The organism is Vibrio sp. Vb1018, assembly GCF_033338775.1.
GTDB lineage: Bacteria > Pseudomonadota > Gammaproteobacteria > Enterobacterales > Vibrionaceae > Vibrio > Vibrio alginolyticus.
Map to the genome: position 1 here is coordinate 68,016 of NZ_JAWOTI010000018.1, position 15,550 is coordinate 83,565.

The 15,550-nt window shown below is 44.8% G+C and carries 18 protein-coding genes; 8 read left to right on the top strand and 10 right to left on the bottom strand.

The window, feature by feature from the left end; genetic code table 11:
* Positions 1-2: 2 nt before the first annotated feature.
* The 6 genes from mlaD (at position 3) to R7Z10_RS17615 (ending at position 3,857) form a co-directional block, all read left to right on the top strand.
* Positions 3-491, top strand: a complete 489-nt coding sequence (gene mlaD / locus R7Z10_RS17590; protein WP_005381099.1) for an outer membrane lipid asymmetry maintenance protein MlaD — start codon at positions 3-5, stop codon at positions 489-491.
* A gap of 2 nt (positions 492-493) precedes the next feature.
* Complete coding sequence (gene mlaC / locus R7Z10_RS17595; RefSeq protein ID WP_005381098.1) at positions 494-1,132, top strand: phospholipid-binding protein MlaC; 639 nt, start codon at positions 494-496, stop codon at positions 1,130-1,132.
* A complete protein-coding gene (locus R7Z10_RS17600; RefSeq protein WP_005381093.1) occupies positions 1,132-1,452 on the top strand; it encodes a lipid asymmetry maintenance protein MlaB in 321 nt (106 codons plus the stop codon). The genes mlaC and R7Z10_RS17600 overlap by 1 nt, the downstream gene beginning before the upstream one ends.
* A gap of 3 nt (positions 1,453-1,455) precedes the next feature.
* Entirely contained in the window at positions 1,456-1,710 is a 255-nt protein-coding gene (ibaG, locus tag R7Z10_RS17605; protein WP_005381092.1) for a BolA family iron metabolism protein IbaG, read from the top strand.
* A gap of 9 nt (positions 1,711-1,719) precedes the next feature.
* The gene (gene murA, locus R7Z10_RS17610) at positions 1,720-2,976 is read left to right on the top strand and encodes a UDP-N-acetylglucosamine 1-carboxyvinyltransferase (RefSeq protein ID WP_005388419.1); all 1,257 of its coding nucleotides are present in this window, start codon (positions 1,720-1,722) and stop codon (positions 2,974-2,976) included.
* Positions 2,977-3,131: 155 nt separating this feature from the next.
* Positions 3,132-3,857 carry a 1-acylglycerol-3-phosphate O-acyltransferase gene (locus R7Z10_RS17615; RefSeq protein WP_005381088.1) on the top strand — a complete coding sequence of 242 codons (726 nt, stop codon included), beginning with the start codon at positions 3,132-3,134 and terminating at the stop codon, positions 3,855-3,857.
* Between the two features lie 84 nt (positions 3,858-3,941).
* Here the strand turns inward: R7Z10_RS17615 and R7Z10_RS17620 are convergent, their stop codons facing one another.
* The 6 genes from R7Z10_RS17620 to arcA all read right to left on the bottom strand — a co-directional run bounded on the left by R7Z10_RS17620 (position 3,942) and on the right by arcA (position 8,531).
* Positions 3,942-4,331 carry a RidA family protein gene (locus R7Z10_RS17620; protein ID WP_005381087.1) on the bottom strand — a complete coding sequence of 130 codons (390 nt, stop codon included), beginning with the start codon at positions 4,329-4,331 and terminating at the stop codon, positions 3,942-3,944.
* A gap of 130 nt (positions 4,332-4,461) precedes the next feature.
* On the bottom strand, positions 4,462-4,923 hold the full coding sequence (pyrI, locus tag R7Z10_RS17625) for an aspartate carbamoyltransferase regulatory subunit (RefSeq protein WP_005381086.1): 462 nt from the start codon (positions 4,921-4,923) through the stop codon (positions 4,462-4,464).
* Positions 4,924-4,938: 15 nt separating this feature from the next.
* On the bottom strand, positions 4,939-5,868 hold the full coding sequence (gene pyrB / locus R7Z10_RS17630; RefSeq protein ID WP_005381085.1) for an aspartate carbamoyltransferase: 930 nt from the start codon (positions 5,866-5,868) through the stop codon (positions 4,939-4,941).
* 86 nt (positions 5,869-5,954) lie between these two features.
* A complete protein-coding gene (locus R7Z10_RS17635; RefSeq protein ID WP_005381084.1) occupies positions 5,955-6,050 on the bottom strand; it encodes a hypothetical protein in 96 nt (31 codons plus the stop codon).
* 99 nt (positions 6,051-6,149) lie between these two features.
* Positions 6,150-7,154 (bottom strand): ornithine carbamoyltransferase, encoded by a 1,005-nt coding sequence (locus R7Z10_RS17640; protein ID WP_170897654.1) that lies wholly within the window; start codon positions 7,152-7,154, stop codon positions 6,150-6,152.
* A 156-nt stretch (positions 7,155-7,310) separates the two neighbouring features.
* A complete protein-coding gene (gene arcA / locus R7Z10_RS17645) occupies positions 7,311-8,531 on the bottom strand; it encodes an arginine deiminase (protein WP_005381082.1) in 1,221 nt (406 codons plus the stop codon).
* Positions 8,532-9,113: 582 nt separating this feature from the next.
* Here arcA and rraB point away from each other — a divergent pair.
* On the top strand, positions 9,114-9,527 hold the full coding sequence (gene rraB / locus R7Z10_RS17650; RefSeq protein WP_005381081.1) for a ribonuclease E inhibitor RraB: 414 nt from the start codon (positions 9,114-9,116) through the stop codon (positions 9,525-9,527).
* A gap of 154 nt (positions 9,528-9,681) precedes the next feature.
* Positions 9,682-10,482 carry a hypothetical protein gene (locus R7Z10_RS17655; protein WP_054702640.1) on the top strand — a complete coding sequence of 267 codons (801 nt, stop codon included), beginning with the start codon at positions 9,682-9,684 and terminating at the stop codon, positions 10,480-10,482.
* Between the two features lie 19 nt (positions 10,483-10,501).
* Here the strand turns inward: R7Z10_RS17655 and R7Z10_RS17660 are convergent, their stop codons facing one another.
* From R7Z10_RS17660 to R7Z10_RS17675, 4 genes are all read right to left on the bottom strand, one after another.
* Positions 10,502-11,407 (bottom strand): bifunctional helix-turn-helix transcriptional regulator/GNAT family N-acetyltransferase, encoded by a 906-nt coding sequence (locus tag R7Z10_RS17660; protein WP_213908214.1) that lies wholly within the window; start codon positions 11,405-11,407, stop codon positions 10,502-10,504.
* A 115-nt stretch (positions 11,408-11,522) separates the two neighbouring features.
* Positions 11,523-11,927, bottom strand: coding sequence for a DUF2061 domain-containing protein (locus R7Z10_RS17665; protein WP_005381078.1), 405 nt, complete (start codon positions 11,925-11,927; stop codon positions 11,523-11,525).
* 202 nt (positions 11,928-12,129) lie between these two features.
* A complete protein-coding gene (locus tag R7Z10_RS17670) occupies positions 12,130-14,988 on the bottom strand; it encodes a valine--tRNA ligase (RefSeq protein ID WP_104975631.1) in 2,859 nt (952 codons plus the stop codon).
* Positions 14,989-15,084: 96 nt separating this feature from the next.
* Positions 15,085-15,534 carry a DNA polymerase III subunit chi gene (locus R7Z10_RS17675; protein ID WP_031777270.1) on the bottom strand — a complete coding sequence of 150 codons (450 nt, stop codon included), beginning with the start codon at positions 15,532-15,534 and terminating at the stop codon, positions 15,085-15,087.
* Positions 15,535-15,550 lie beyond the last annotated feature (16 nt).

Genomic DNA, 15,550 nt, shown 5'->3' on the forward strand with positions numbered 1-15,550 from the left:
TCATGCAACAAACACGTAAAACTGAATTATGGGTTGGCAGCTTTGTATTAGCGGGAATTTGCGCGATTCTTGTGATGATTTTTCAAGTTGCTGACGTAAAAAGCATTGGCTCTGGTGATACTTATACCCTCAAAGCCGAGTTCGATAATATTGGCAGTTTAAAAGTTCGTTCTCCCGTAAAAGTGGGGGGCGTTGTGATTGGTCGAGTAAGTAGTATTTCGCTTAACCCAGATAACTTATTGCCAGTTGTAACACTATCTATCAATAGCAAATACAATCAGTTCCCAGAAACGTCGAGCGTACAAATTTTGACATCTGGCCTGATTGGTGAGCAATACATTGGTTTAGTACCTGGCTTCGTTTTTGATGATGAAGTCATGCTGGTGGATGGTGATACCATCGAAGACACCAAATCGGCGCTTGTGCTTGAAGACTTAATTGGTCAAGTACTATACAGCGTAGGTGGTTCAGACGACTCAAGTAAGGAATAACTATGTTAGCGAGATTACTACTTTCAGTTTGTGCTGTGTTTAGCGTCTTTGGAGCAACAGCAGCAGAGGTGGATAAAACTGAACCTTATAAGATGATGAAGCAGGTAGCTGAAGTCACGTTCGAAAGATTGAAAGCCGAACAGCCGAAAATCAAACAAGATCCAAATTTACTTAAAGTGATCGTTGAAGAAGAGCTAATGCCTTACGTCAACTACCGCTATGCAGGGTTAAAACTTCTTGGTCCAAACTTAAAAGGTGCTAAGCGTGAAGATGTACTTGAGTTTATCGATGCATTTCGTGCGTACCTGATTGCGTCTTATGCACAAGTGTTGACGCAATACTCTGACCAAAAAATTGAGTTTGGTCCTGAGCCTAGCATTGATGACTCTAAGCGTATTACAAGCATTAAAGTTGATATCATCGATACTCCGCGTCCAAACATCAAACTTGAGTTTAAACTGCGTAAAGACAACCAGTCTGGTGAGTGGGAAGCATTCGATATGATTGCAGAGGGCATTAGTTTGCTTTCTAGTAAACAATCCGAATGGAACAGTAAAATTCGTCAAGAAGGCATTCTATCTGTTGCTAAAGACTTAGAAAAATTGGCCGCAGAACCGATCCGCTTCGAGGCGAAGAAATAATGGCCCAGACTCCCGCTCAGTGGCAATTGGATCAAAACATTCTTAAGCTAACAGGGGCACTTGATAGAGATACAGTGCCTTCATTGTGGGCGTATGCTCAGCAATGGCAACCTGCTCAATCGGAGCTGGAATGCTCGCTAAAAGAGATAGAGCGCGTCGACTCTGCAGGAATGGTGATGTTAATCCACTTATTAGAGCATGCAAAAAAGCAAAACTGTCATATAATGCTCAGTTTCGTGCCGGCGCAACTGCGCACTTTGTTTCAACTGAGCAATGTTGAATCTTTAGTGGCCAAACACATACAGAATTATCAGGGGTAAATTGTGGATAGCGCAAAAGTACAACAGTTATTAGAAGAAGCACTAAACCTTCAAGAAGTGCATGTGAAAGGTGAAGGTAGCCACTATGAAGTGGTTGCTGTTGATGCTTGTTTCGATGGAATGAGCCGCGTTAAGAAGCAGCAGCTAATTTATGCTCCTCTGATGGAATACATCCAGCGTAACGACATTCACGCATTATCAATCAAAGCGTTCACACCAGAAGAGTGGGCTCGTGATAAGAAATTGATGTCGCTTTAAGGTTTATTGATGGAAAAGTTTCGAGTTATTGGGTCAGATAAACCACTAGTTGGTGAAGTGACCATTTCAGGTGCAAAAAACGCAGCACTGCCGATTTTATTTGCGTCTATCTTGGCGGAAGAGCCAGTAGAAGTGGCAAACGTACCACACCTTCGTGATATCGATACAACCATGGAATTGCTTAAGCGTTTAGGCGCGAAAGTAAGCCGCAATGGCTCTGTTCATGTTGACCCAAGCAGTATTACAGAATACTGCGCGCCTTATGATTTGGTGAAAACCATGCGTGCTTCTATTTGGGCTTTAGGTCCTTTGGTGGCGCGCTTTGGTCAAGGTCAGGTTTCTTTACCAGGCGGTTGTGCCATCGGTGCCCGTCCTGTGGATCTGCATATTTCTGGTTTAGAGCAGCTTGGCGCAACCATTACATTAGAAGATGGTTATGTGAAAGCAGAAGTGGATGGTCGTCTAAAAGGCGCGCACATCGTGATGGATAAAGTCAGCGTAGGCGCGACGATCACCATCATGTGTGCCGCAGCGCTGGCGGAAGGCACAACAACACTAGATAACGCTGCGCGTGAGCCTGAAATCGTCGATACCGCTGATTTCCTAAATAAGCTTGGCGCAAAAATCTCTGGCGCTGGCACAGATACCATTACGATTGAAGGTGTTGAGCGCCTAGGCGGTTGTAAACACAACGTGGTTGCTGACCGTATTGAGACGGGAACATTCCTTGTCGCAGCAGCAGTATCTGGCGGTAAAGTGGTATGTCGCAACACTAATGCTCATTTGCTTGAAGCGGTTCTCGCCAAGCTGGAAGAAGCTGGCGCGCTTGTCGAAACGGGTGAAGATTGGATCTCCGTTGATATGACCGACCGCGAGCTAAAAGCGGTAAGTGTACGTACTGCGCCACATCCTGGTTTCCCGACGGATATGCAAGCTCAATTTACGCTTCTGAACATGATGGCGAAAGGTGGCGGCGTGATCACAGAGACTATCTTTGAAAACCGCTTTATGCACGTACCAGAACTCATGCGTATGGGCGCTAAAGCTGAGATCGAAGGCAATACGGTTATCTGTGGTGATGTTGAGTCACTCAGCGGTGCGCAAGTGATGGCAACCGATCTACGAGCTTCGGCTAGTTTGGTTATTGCAGGTTGCATTGCTAAAGGCGAAACCGTCGTTGATCGTATTTACCATATCGACCGTGGTTACGACAAAATCGAAAATAAACTGGCTGCACTTGGCGCAAATATTGAGCGAGTGAGCTAGGCAAGTTAAACTGCACCGCAGGTAACTTGGATATCAAGAGAGCCGAAACCTGAGTTTCGGCTTTTTTATATCACTCTCATGACCATATTTTCCCTTTATGGAAAGAGAGATATTAATAGCTGTATCTGGCAAAAGCCGGTTCCTGGAGAACAAGAATGATTGCACTGTTACGTGTATTTGCTGTCGCTATCTTTGCGATTGTTATGTTTATTGGTGGTTGTGGTTACTGCCTATTAAGCCCTAGAAACCCTAAGCACGTTTTCACTTTTGGCCGTTTGTTTGCCAAGATGTCTCGTGTGTTTGGGATTAAGTTAGAGTTGCGTATCCCTGAAGATGCGTATTCACGCGGCCAACATGTTTACATTGCTAACCACCAGAACAACTGGGACATGTTTACTGTTTCTGCGGCTGTGACTCCGAAAGTTGTGACAGTAGGTAAAAAGAGCTTGGCTTGGATGCCACTGTTTGGTCAGCTTTACTGGCTTACGGGTAACATTCTGATTGACCGAGCGAATCGCTCTAAAGCAAAAGGGACTATCGATCAGGTCGTGAGCAGCATGAAAGAAAGTGATGTTTCGGTGTGGATGTTCCCAGAAGGCACGCGTTCTCGTGGGCGTGGTTTGCTGCCATTCAAAACAGGTGCTTTTCATGCGGCAATTGGAGCAGGTGTGCCAATCATTCCTATCGTATGTAGCTCGACGAATAAAATTAAGCTGAACCGTTGGAACAATGGTCATGTGATTGTTGAAATGCTACCTCCAATCAGCACTGAAGGCTATGGTAAAGAGGGCATTCGCGAGTTAGCGAATATCTGTCGTGAACAGATGAAAGAGAAGCTTGAATCGTTAGATGAAGAAGTCAAACAGCGTAATGCTGCTTAAGTTTTACTGCGATATCATCACGAAAAGACAATAAAAAACGGGTAGCCTGAGCTACCCGTTTTTTATGTTTGTCAGCAAGTACAATTATTTGCGAACTGCAATTGCTTCAATCTCGATGCCAACATCTTTTGGTAGGCGAGCCACTTCTACACAAGAGCGTGCAGGGTAGTTTGCTACGCCGTGCTCATCAAAGAACTTGCCGTAAACTTCGTTCACTGTGCCAAAGTCATTTAGGTCTTTAACAAAAACCGTTAGCTTTACAATATCAGATACTTTAAGACCTGAAGATTCAACTACAGCCTTTACGTTTTCTAGAGACTGACGAGCTTGTTCTGCGATATCAGCAGACACTTCACCTGTCGCTGGGTTTACTGGGATTTGGCCTGAAGTAAGAACCATGTTACCTAGATCTACGCCTTGAACGTAAGGACCGATTGCTGCTGGTGCAGACTCAGTGTGAAGTACTTTCGTCATTTGATTTTTTCCATCAGTTGTAGGGAATAAAGATTCTCAGTTTGCCTCTAAACCCTCGGTAGGTAAAGAGCAAAATACCCTGACATTGCAGGGTATTTTAAACGTATCACAGCCTAGTCGTGCGGCGTGTTTATCGCTCGGTTACGATCTCGCGTGAGAACACTTTCTCGCAGTATTTACACTTTAGGCGGATTTCTTGTTTCTTCTCGAACACGCTAAAGCTGCTTTCTACTGGTTCATTATGAGAAATACAGTTTGAATTCGGGCATTCAAATACATCATTGATGCGCTCAGGAAGCTCTAACGCGAGCTTTTTCACCACTTCATAATTCTCGATTTGATTCACGGTCGCGTGAGGAGCATACAACGCTAGCTTGCTCGCTTGCTCTTCATTGATAAACACATTTTCGATTTTGAGTAGATCTTTATGACCGAGTGCTGATGATGGCAAGTTCAGTCCAATCGTTACGCGTTGTGATGAATTGTGCATATCGAACAGTCTTAATACTTTGATGCCGATTTGCGCAGGGATGTGGTCGATGACCGTACCATTTTTGATTGCTTCTACCTGCAATTGAGTTTCTTTAGCCATGATTTTTCCCCTCGATTACAGTGTTTCGTTTAGAACAAGCGCCAGCAGTGCTTGGCGAGCATACACGCCATTTTGAGCTTGCTGGAAGAAGTAAGCATGAGGCGTTTTATCAACATCAGTTGTAATTTCATCCACACGTGGTAGTGGGTGCAGCACTTTCAAGTTCTCACGCGCGCCTTCTAGTAGTGCCGCCGTTAGGATGTAAGCCGACTTAATATGTGCGTATTCCGATTCGTCAAAACGTTCTTTCTGTACGCGTGTCATGTACAGAATATCCAGTTCAGGAATCACACTTTCCATGTCTGTGTGTAGGCTATATTGAATGCCAGCTTCATCTAGTTCTTCGCAGATGTAATCTGGCATTGCCAGCGCATCTGGTGCAACAAAGAAGAAGCGGATGTTGTTAAACTTTGCTAAGGCTTGAGTCAGTGAGTGCACTGTGCGGCCATATTTTAGATCACCTACGAATGCGACGTTCAGGTTGTCTAGACGCCCTTGTGTTTCCGCGATGGTGTATAGGTCGAGTAGCGTTTGAGTTGGGTGTTGGTTTGCACCGTCGCCCGCGTTGATCACTGGCACGCCATTTGAAAATTCAGAGGCCAAGCGAGCGGCGCCTTCTTGTGGATGACGCATCACAAAGGCATCGACGTAAGAAGAGATGACTTGTACTGAATCTGCGAGTGTTTCGCCTTTTTTCGCCAGAGAGGTATTACCATCATTATCAAAGCCAATCACGTCACCACCAATGCGCTGAATCGCTGTTTCAAACGATAAACGTGTACGTGTTGATGGTTCAAAGAAACAACTTGCAACGACTTTGTTTTTAATCAGCTCTGGTCGAGGTGCTTTTTTAAGGCTACCTGCTGTTTCTACGATAAGTTCCAGTTCTTCGCGTGAAAGCTCTGGAATAGAGATGATGTGCTTCTGGTAAAGCGAGTTCGCCATGATCTTCTTCCCTATAACATTGATGACTACATCCAAATAACCGAAAGGAATTTTGGACATAAAAAAACCTCCCCAATGGGGAGGTTTTAAAATTCAATAGAATTAACGAAAATAACACCACGTAAGCGTAGTCGCTTAGCGAGAGCAAATCGCGTTTTTACGTCAGCAATCAGCGTGGTCATTTCTTAATCCTCAGACAAATTGCCGAGCATTATACGCTTAACTTTCGTGAGCGCAAGCGATTACATCATGGTTTTTATCGGCTGTTTTTGCGCGCTGGTTTAGGTTCCTAGCGTCGCAACCATCACGGCTTTGATGGTATGCATACGGTTTTCAGCTTCGTCGAATACGATGGAGTATTCCGATTCAAATACCTCTTCTGTTACTTCAAGGCCTTTCATACCGTATTTTTCAGCGACTTCTTTGCCGACTGTGGTTTCATCATTGTGGAAAGCTGGAAGGCAGTGCATGAATTTCACATGTGGATTACCCGTTTGCTTAATCACGTCCATATTGATTTGATAAGGTGTCATTAACGCTACACGTTCATCCCATGCCTCGGCAGACTCACCCATAGACACCCAAACGTCGGTGTATAGGAAGTCACAACCTTTCACACCTTCCTCAACGCTTTCTGTTAACGTGATTTTTGCACCGGTTTGTTGCGCGATAGTTTGACAAGTTGCCACGAGATCTTCTTCAGGCCAGAACGCTTTTGGCGCGACAAGGCGAATATCCATGCCCATTTTCGCTGCGCCCACCATAAGTGAGTTACCCATGTTGTTGCGCGCATCACCTAGGTAAGCGAAGGTTACTTCATGTAGCTGTTTACCACGGCCGTGCTCTTGCATGGTCAGGAAGTCAGCAAGGATCTGGGTTGGGTGGAACTCATCCGTTAAACCATTCCACACTGGAACACCAGCATAAGTACCAAGCTCTTCAACAATGGATTGGCCAAAGCCTCGGTATTCAATCCCGTCATACATACGACCAAGGACGCGAGCGGTGTCTTTCATCGATTCCTTATGACCGATCTGCGAGCCAGAAGGGCCGATGTAAGAGACTTGAGCACCTTGGTCAAAGGCAGCGACTTCAAACGCACATCGGGTACGAGTCGAAGATTTCTCAAAGATTAGTGCGATGTTTTTACCTTGAAGTGTCTTCTGCTCTGTTCCTGCATATTTAGCTTTTTTCAGCTCTGCAGACAGTTCGAGCAAAAACTGGATTTCTTTGGTTGAGAAGTCCAATAGCTTCAAAAAGTTGCGGTTACGTAAATTGAAAGCCATAGCTCGTCCCTTAGTACATGTGATTAGATTAATAGAATTCATTAAAACATATAAATGCTTTTATTGTGAATAATTATTTTTAATTAAAGCTAAAAAAGGTTGATGTATTCACATCAACCTTAGTTTTGATTCACCTAATGTAAAGGGACGAGTAAGTTATATATCGTCTCGTTCTATTGGACAGCTCATACAGCGAGCGCCACCGCGACCACGACCAAGCTCGTTACCAGGTACTGTCAGTACTTTGATGCCAGCTTTATCGTATTTTTCGTTGGTGTATACGTTGCGTTCGTAACCAATTACTACGCCCGGTTTTACAGTTAGAACGTTATTGGCGTCATTCCATTGTTCGCGTTCCGCTTCATAGCTGTCGCCACCAGTGGTGATGATTTTCAGCTGATCTAAGCCAAGAGCGGACTCAATCGCGTGCAGATAGTTATGTGAGGCTTCAACATGCATTTCACCGTTGCCTTTTGGTGTTAAGCGCCATGTGTCGAGATCTTTGCGCATGATCTCAGGGTAGACAGAGAAAGTATCTACATCCATATGGGTCATCACGGTGTCTAAATGCATACATGAGCGGTGTTTAGGCAGATCAATTGCAATCACTTCGGTCGCTTGGCCTGCTTTAAATAGGCTCGCTGCAAGGTTCTCTACACCTTGCGCAGTCGTACGCTCAGACATACCGATAAGAACTGCACCTTTACCAATAACCAACACATCACCGCCTTCGACATTCGCGTTATCATAATGCAGATCATCGTCACCGAAGTATTTGATAAAATCTTGGCCAGCAAAAATTGGGTGCCAACGATAAATCGCACGTAGGTGGTTTGTTTCACGTTGACGTGCAGGCATCATCATCGGATTAAGAGAAACGCCGCCATAAACCCAACACGAGGTATCACGCGTAAATAGGTGGTTAGGTAGCGGCTCAATAACAAAGTCGAGAGGACGCTTCATTTTTGGAAGCATAGAAGATGAGGAGATCGGTAGCTCTGAGTAAGCTAAGCCACCTAAAAAGATGCAGGCAAGATGTTCATCATCCATTTCTGAAAAGTATTGGCGTAGGTCTCGCGCAAATGTTGGCCCGTAGCGAAAGTCAGAAATCTGAGTGTTCAGCAGCCATTGTTTTGCTTCTGGAACGGCGAGGGTTTCGACCAGTAAATCGTGGAGGAGAAGCACTTCAACGTCTTGCTCGCGCAGCGTACGTGCGAATGCATCGTGCTCTTCACCTGCCGCTTCTACAGCAAGAACGTCATCAAATAGCAACTCATGACAGTTTGACGGAGTTAAGTGGGTTAGGGCGCGTTCAGGGCGATTTAATAGAACTCGTCGAAGTTGACCAACTTCTGATCCAACGTACAGCTTGCTCATTTTGTATCCTTACAAATTTTCCAGCCATTAGTTATGACAAGCTTCCTAGAAAGATGCAAGTTATCAAGCTTTGTTTATATTCTGGTGTTTCTGGTTTTGTTGGTTTTTTATTTTATTTTTATTCTTATGAAATTTATTATTAGATATAAATGCTATTTTACTAAAATTAGAGTGCGTGCGTTTTTATTCTAATTTTCCCGTTGAGAAAGAATACACGCACAGTGCATAAAACGTGCATTTTTATTCTAAATTATGCATTATTAAAGTGAATTTATTCGTTATGCTTCTTCGTTTTACACGTGAGTGTATTCAAGAAAGCATCATAAACACGCATAGAAAGAGAAAATAACCACATTAAGTGTCAATTAGGATGTTCTGAATATTAAAAAATGCCATTCTTTGTTAATTTTTTGTTTCTTTGTGTGGTCGGTTTAATATTTAGATTCAAATAACCGATAAGAATCGCAGTGGTATGATGTTTGTTTGTGGCTTTTCATCGCAATCCATGCCATATTTCACCGGATCAGCATACTCAGTATCGGGTATTGTGTTTCCATCAAGTAACTAATCTGGAGCCAAAACATGTCTCACGAAGATGAATATCTATCAGTAGAAGAATTAATTGAGATTCAAAAGGAAGAGACTCGCGATATCATTGCAGCATTGCTAGAAGATGGCAGCGATCCAGATTCGCTATACGAAATTGAGCACCACCTGTTTGCCGAAGATTTTGACACGCTAGAAAAAGCGGTAGTTGAAGCATTCAAGATGGGCTTTGAAGTTCTTGAAGCAGAAGAAACTGAAGATGAAGATGGTAACAAGTTGCTTTGCTGTGATGCGACTATGGAGTCCGCACTAGACGCAGAAGCGATTGATGCGCAAGTTGAAAAATTGATTCACTTGGCAGAAAAATACGACATCATCTATGACGGTTGGGGTACGTACTACGAAGGCGAAGATGCGCTTTACCCTGAAGAAGATGAAGACGACGAGTAATCAAAGCTCACTACTTTTGGAAAAACCAGCGTTTAACGCTGGTTTTTTTATTCCTTGAAAAACTGACGAATGTGGAGGCGATAAATAATTCACATTGAGTTTATAGGGGATTTCTCCCTATAATGCGTGAAAATTGATCTAGCTCAAGGTGTATATGCAACTCTCACTCGCCGGTTTATGGCAAGTCTCTCCACTGACGGACCTTTCTATCCCACAGGATGACATTACTTTCCCTGCTCCTTTGAGTCAGGTATTGCCAGCTGAACTGACAGAAGAAGCAATTCGTCAGCAAGAGTGGCACCTGATGCATGACATTGAAGTGGATGAATCCATGATGGCATTCCCAGCGGTAGAAATGGTGTTGGGTGGTGTGGATTACCATGCAGAAGTGCGTTTGAACGGAGTAGCATTGTTTGACTGTGACGGTTCTCAAAATGTCTACAAGAAAGACATTCGCCCGTTCATGCAGATGGGGCGCAACCGTTTTGAGATCCTATTCCTTGAGGAAGAAGAAGATCTTCTGTTGGATGAGGATAAACCGGAGTTGTGTTCACTTGCAGATCATGAATACCAAAAGAGTGACGAGCGCTTAGGGGTATGGCAAGAGCCGTATCTGCAGTTTATTCGCAATGTGCGTTTAGACCGCGTGGCTACTGAACAGATTTGGCACCACGGTGGTGGTTGTGAGTTTAAGGTGGATTTGTACTACCAAACTTTTGCGCCGGGTTTAGTATCGGCATCGGTTAAGTTCAATGGCATGACTTACCATATTCCTATTGATGTCCGAGCGGAGCATGCGAGCGCTTTATTCCAGATCGAAGCGCCAAAGTATGCCGATCTTACTGCTCCTGATCCAAGTGATCTCTACCAGTTGTCTGTTGAGTTGGATGGGCAGCACCAAAACTTCACTGTTGCCTTGAGCCAGGAGCTTTGTGTTACCCATGTTGTGCTTTAACGTCTAATAATATTATCTATTACAGCATCTTAAGCATTACGACTTCACATGCATCATGCCCTGTTTGTCCAAGCGGGGCATCGAGATGCTCAAAGCCTAGCTTTTCATACAAGCTTACCGCTTCTCTCAGACATTCAGTTGTCTCTAAATAGCACTGCTGATACCCAAATTGTTTCGCCAATTGTAAGCTCAATGCGACGATGCGTTTGGCTAAACCGTGTCCTCGTGTTTGAGGTAAGAAGTACATCTTTTGTAGTTCACACACATTTGGCTCGCCCGCTAAAGGGGCAAAGCCACCGCCACCAACGATCTCTCCGCGATGTTCAATGACCCAATAGGCGGCCCCGCATTGATTGTAAACCGAATACATATCATCAAGCGTTGGATCGGCCACACCATAACCTTTGTCTGCGGTTAAGCCGTATTCTGCAGAGACTTTACGAATCACATCTGCGACTTGCGGGTTGTCTGCTTTAGTAAGAGGTCGAAGAACGTATTCCTCAGACTGACACACTTTTGTTAGCCCTTTTAGGTAAGTCTCTAGACCAAGTTTGAGTTGCTCTTGCTCGCTGTCATCGAGTTGGGTAAGCAGTTGTTCAAAGAAGTGGTTTTGCTGTTGGTCCAGTTGTGATAACGCCTGTTGGCCTTGCTCTGTAATCGCTACGAGTTGACTACGTTTGTCTTTTGGGTTTTCGATGCTCTCGACCAAACCTAATTTAATCAAACCAGTAACGGTTCGGCTCGCGTTGGACTTGTCGACATTAAGCTGCTGTGCCAGCTGATTGATGGTCAATGGCTGCAATTGGATTTCACCCAATGCGTGCGCTTGCACTGGAGTGAGAGCGACATCGCTGCATTGTTTATCAAGCATACCAAGCAATCGGACGGCTTGACGGGAGTAGTGTCGAAGTTGACGAGCGTTCATTATCACTTACCTCTAAAAATAAAGTTGCGCACCGCAATTAAATTAATTGCGGTGCGCAACCTTGTCAATGGTAAATGTCATTTTTCTCGTTAGGAGACGTAGTGAGCCTCCATGTTTAAGCGTGGTGATGTAAACAAAACTGCGGTGCTGGAGCTTTTTCTGATGATTTACGCATCCATACTTTCTCGTGGAAGTAGTAAGCCACCGTGTTCAAACTCGGCTCTAGCATCGCCATTACGCCGCCGACGAATGCATCACCTGTTAGTAAGTAAACCACGGTAAAAGCGACGCTGAAGTGCACGGTCGCAAAGCTTGCGGTTTTTAATTTGGTCATCCACTGACGAGCTTTAAGTGCTGGGACTTTGGCCCATGCCTTTTCATGAAAGTAGAAGGCTACGGTGTTCACTGAAGGCTCAATCATGGCAATTAAACTACCAATTAGAATGTCGCCTGTGAGTACGTAAGCGACACTAAATGCGATAGTAAAATGCAGTGCTGCGAAAGTTAGTGTCTTTTTCATGATAATTACTCAATCGTGTTTGTTTCGATGAGTTCATTATCGATAATAATTCTCATTAATGATAATGGGTAATGAGTATTGTTGTGATAGGGGGAAGCTATTGATGATGGTTTTGGTGAAATGTATACAAAAAAGGTTGGCCATGATGACCAACCTTTTGAACCAAAAGTGAGAAGTGTTAATTCTTCTCTTTCACTGAGGCTTAAAGCGCAGCGATCGTTGTCTTCTGCTCTTCTAGCTTAGCTAGCGTTTCTTTGTAGCCTTCAAGCTTCTCACGCTCTTTAGCAACAACTGCTTCAGGTGCTTTCGCTACGAAGCCTTCGTTACCTAGTTTGCCTTCGATACGCTTGATTTCGCCGTGAGTTTTCTTGATTTCGCCATCTAGACGAGCAAGCTCAGCATCTTTGTCGATCAGACCTGCCATTGGGATCATCAACTCAGACTTACCAACCAGTGCTGTCGCACATGCAGGAGTTTGTTCGCCAGTTTCAAGCACGCGTACTGCTTCTAGCTTCGCTAGTGACATCAGTACTTGCTTGCTTGCTTCTAGACGAGAGGCATCTTCTGCATTTGCTGCTTTCAGCATAACGTCAAGCGGCTTACCAGGGTTGATGTCGTATTCAGCACGTAGGTTGCGGATGCTAGTGATGAACGCTTTCACCCACTCGATGTCGTCTAGCGCTTCTTGGTGGAAGTTCGCTTCGTCAAACTGAGGCAGAGTTTGTAGCATGATTGTCTCGCCCTCAACACCGTCAACTAGTGGCTTGATGCTTTGCCAGATAGTTTCTGTGATGTAAGGAATCACAGGGTGAGCTAGACGTAGCGTCTTCTCAAGTACCGTGATTAGTGTACGGCGAGTACCACGCTGTTGCGCTTCAGTACCTTTCCATAGAACGGGTTTAGTTAGCTCTAGGTACCAGTCACAGAATTGGTTCCAGATGAATTCGTAAAGTGTGTTCGCAGCCATATCTAGACGGAAGTTGTCGATATGGTTGTTGAACGCTTTCGCTGCTAGTTCAAACTGAGACTCGATCCATTTGTCTGCTAGTGAGTATTCAATCTCACCACCGTTGAAGCCACAATCTTGCTCTTCTGTGTTCATCATTACGTAACGGCTTGCGTTCCATAGTTTGTTACAGAAGTTACGGTAACCTTCAAGACGCTTCATATCCCAGTTGATATCGCGACCTGTTGATGCCATTGCTGCAAGAGTGAAACGCAGTGCGTCTGTACCGTATGCTTCGATACCGTTTTCAAACGTCTTACGAGTGTTCTTCTCGATCTTCTTCGCTAGTTGAGGCTGCATCATGTTGCCACAACGCTTCTCTACGAGAGACTCTAGGTCGATACCATCGATCATGTCGATTGGGTCAAGTACGTTACCTTTCGACTTGGACATCTTGTCGCCGTTTTCGTCACGGATTAGACCAGTAACGTAAACCGTCTTAAATGGTACTTGTGGTTTGCCGTTTTCGTCTTTCACGAAGTGCATGGTCATCATGATCATGCGCGCAACCCAGAAGAAGATGATGTCGAAACCAGTTACTAGTACGTCTGAAGGGTGGAATACTTTCAGATCGTCAGTTTGCTCTGGCCAACCTTGAGTACCGAACGTCCATAGTGCAGAAGAGAACCACGTATCCAGTACGTCTTCGTCTTGGTGAAGTTCAATGACTGACTCTAGGTTGTTGTTCTTGCGAACTTCTTCTTCAGTGCGACCTACGTAAACATTACCTTGGTTGTCGTACCAAGCTGGGATGCGGTGACCCCACCATAGCTGACGAGAGATACACCAGTCTTGAACGTCACGCATCCAAGAGAAGTACATGTTTTCGTATTGCTTAGGAACGAATTGGATGTCGCCGTTTTCTACTGCTTCAACTGCGGTTTTCGCTAGAGGCGCAGTACGTACGTACCATTGGTCAGTTAGCATTGGTTCGATAACAACGCCACCACGGTCGCCGTAAGGAACTTGTAGATCGTGATCTTTCACTTCTTCAAGTAGACCTAGCTCGTCGAATTCAGCAACGATAGCTTTACGAGCGGCAAAACGCTCCATACCGTGGTATTTAGCTGGTAGCTCAGTGCTGTAAGCGTCGCTTGCTTCGCCGTTAGTGTTGAATACTTCTGCTGAGTCGCGGATGTTCGCGTCGAAAGTCAGAATGTTGATCATTGGTAGCTGGTGGCGCTTACCTACTTCGTAGTCGTTGAAGTCGTGCGCAGGTGTGATTTTCACACAGCCAGTACCTTTTTCCATATCTGCGTGCTCATCGCCCACGATTGGGATGCGACGATCAACGATAGGAAGGATGATTTCTTTACCGATAAGATCTTTGTAACGTGGATCTTCTGGGTTAACTGCAACACCCGTATCGCCTAGCACGGTCTCTGGACGAGTCGTTGCAACAACGATGTAGTCTTTGCCATCCGCTGTTTTAGCGCCATCTGCTAGTGGGTAGCGGAAGTGCCACATGTGGCCTTTAGTGTCTTTGTTCTCTACTTCTAGATCTGAAATCGCTGTGTGTAGCTTTGGATCCCAGTTAACTAGACGCTTACCGCGGTAGATTAGATCGTCTTCGTATAGACGTACGAAGACTTCTTGAACGGCGTTAGATAGACCATCGTCCATCGTAAAGCGTTCACGATCCCAGTCTACAGATGCGCCAAGACGACGAAGCTGCTTAGTGATAGTGCCGCCAGATTCGCCTTTCCATTCCCAGATTTTGTCGATGAAAGCTTCACGACCGTAATCGTGTTTTGTTTTGCCTTCTTCTGCAGCGATCTTACGCTCAACAACCATCTGAGTTGCGATACCAGCGTGGTCAGTACCTACTTGCCAAAGGGTGTTTTTACCCTTCATACGTTCACAACGGATAAGCGTATCCATGATCGTATCTTGGAACGCGTGGCCCATGTGTAGGCTACCAGTGACGTTCGGTGGCGGGATCATGATGCTGTATGATTCTTTAGTAGTGTCACCGTGTGGCTTAAAGTAGCCTTTCTCTTCCCAAGTCTGATACAGAGCTTGTTCGATTGAAGTTGGGTTGTATGTCTTTTCCATAGCGCTCTTTTAATGGATACGTTGATGGTTGAATCTTAGTCAATCTTTATAAGTGAGGGATCTTAACAAGATCGCCTTAACTATAAGGATTGACCGTTAAGGATATTGAATTTCGATCGTTTGCAGCTGGTAACCTGCTTGACGGTAAATTTTATATCTTTCTCTTGCGAGTTGTTTAGCTTTTTCTTCGCAGGGCACGAAGTCTACCACTTGAGCAAACTTGTTCGCAAAGGTTGTCTCATTTTCCGCCAAATTAATTACCAGCTGACGGTTCCAATTAGGTTTTACACCTTCATGGCCGATTTCAATATTGGTGGCGTATTTCGGTCCCTCGCCTACGAGGTTATGTGCCATGAACTTGTCTGCATCAACTTGCCAAAAGGCTTCAGCGAGCTGCTCGGCGTGTGGTTTGTCTTGGCAGTTTAAATACACTTTAGCGCCTTGGCGAGCAAAGTGCTGAGCCAAAAACACGATGTATTCTTCAAAGCCAGCCACCGTTGCTTGCGGGCTCTCTTCGTTAATGATGTAGAAGGTTGCAGTTTGCATCATTCTCTCACTTGCC

Bases quoted from the DNA above. Each gene is read 5' to 3' on its own strand.
- mlaD (WP_005381099.1), top strand. From the start codon at position 3: ATGCAACAAACACGTAAAACTGAATTATGGGTTGGCAGCTTTGTATTA.
- mlaC (WP_005381098.1), top strand. From the start codon at position 494: ATGTTAGCGAGATTACTACTTTCAGTTTGTGCTGTGTTTAGCGTCTTT.
- R7Z10_RS17600 (WP_005381093.1), top strand. From the start codon at position 1,132: ATGGCCCAGACTCCCGCTCAGTGGCAATTGGATCAAAACATTCTTAAG.
- murA (WP_005388419.1), top strand. From the start codon at position 1,720: ATGGAAAAGTTTCGAGTTATTGGGTCAGATAAACCACTAGTTGGTGAA.
- R7Z10_RS17615 (WP_005381088.1), top strand. From the start codon at position 3,132: ATGATTGCACTGTTACGTGTATTTGCTGTCGCTATCTTTGCGATTGTT.
- R7Z10_RS17620 (WP_005381087.1), bottom strand. From the start codon at position 4,331: ATGACGAAAGTACTTCACACTGAGTCTGCACCAGCAGCAATCGGTCCT.
- pyrI (WP_005381086.1), bottom strand. From the start codon at position 4,923: ATGGCTAAAGAAACTCAATTGCAGGTAGAAGCAATCAAAAATGGTACG.
- pyrB (WP_005381085.1), bottom strand. From the start codon at position 5,868: ATGGCGAACTCGCTTTACCAGAAGCACATCATCTCTATTCCAGAGCTT.
- R7Z10_RS17635 (WP_005381084.1), bottom strand. From the start codon at position 6,050: ATGACCACGCTGATTGCTGACGTAAAAACGCGATTTGCTCTCGCTAAG.
- R7Z10_RS17640 (WP_170897654.1), bottom strand. From the start codon at position 7,154: ATGGCTTTCAATTTACGTAACCGCAACTTTTTGAAGCTATTGGACTTC.
- arcA (WP_005381082.1), bottom strand. From the start codon at position 8,531: ATGAGCAAGCTGTACGTTGGATCAGAAGTTGGTCAACTTCGACGAGTT.
- rraB (WP_005381081.1), top strand. From the start codon at position 9,114: ATGTCTCACGAAGATGAATATCTATCAGTAGAAGAATTAATTGAGATT.
- R7Z10_RS17655 (WP_054702640.1), top strand. From the start codon at position 9,682: ATGCAACTCTCACTCGCCGGTTTATGGCAAGTCTCTCCACTGACGGAC.
- R7Z10_RS17660 (WP_213908214.1), bottom strand. From the start codon at position 11,407: ATGAACGCTCGTCAACTTCGACACTACTCCCGTCAAGCCGTCCGATTG.
- R7Z10_RS17665 (WP_005381078.1), bottom strand. From the start codon at position 11,927: ATGAAAAAGACACTAACTTTCGCAGCACTGCATTTTACTATCGCATTT.
- R7Z10_RS17670 (WP_104975631.1), bottom strand. From the start codon at position 14,988: ATGGAAAAGACATACAACCCAACTTCAATCGAACAAGCTCTGTATCAG.
- R7Z10_RS17675 (WP_031777270.1), bottom strand. From the start codon at position 15,534: ATGCAAACTGCAACCTTCTACATCATTAACGAAGAGAGCCCGCAAGCA.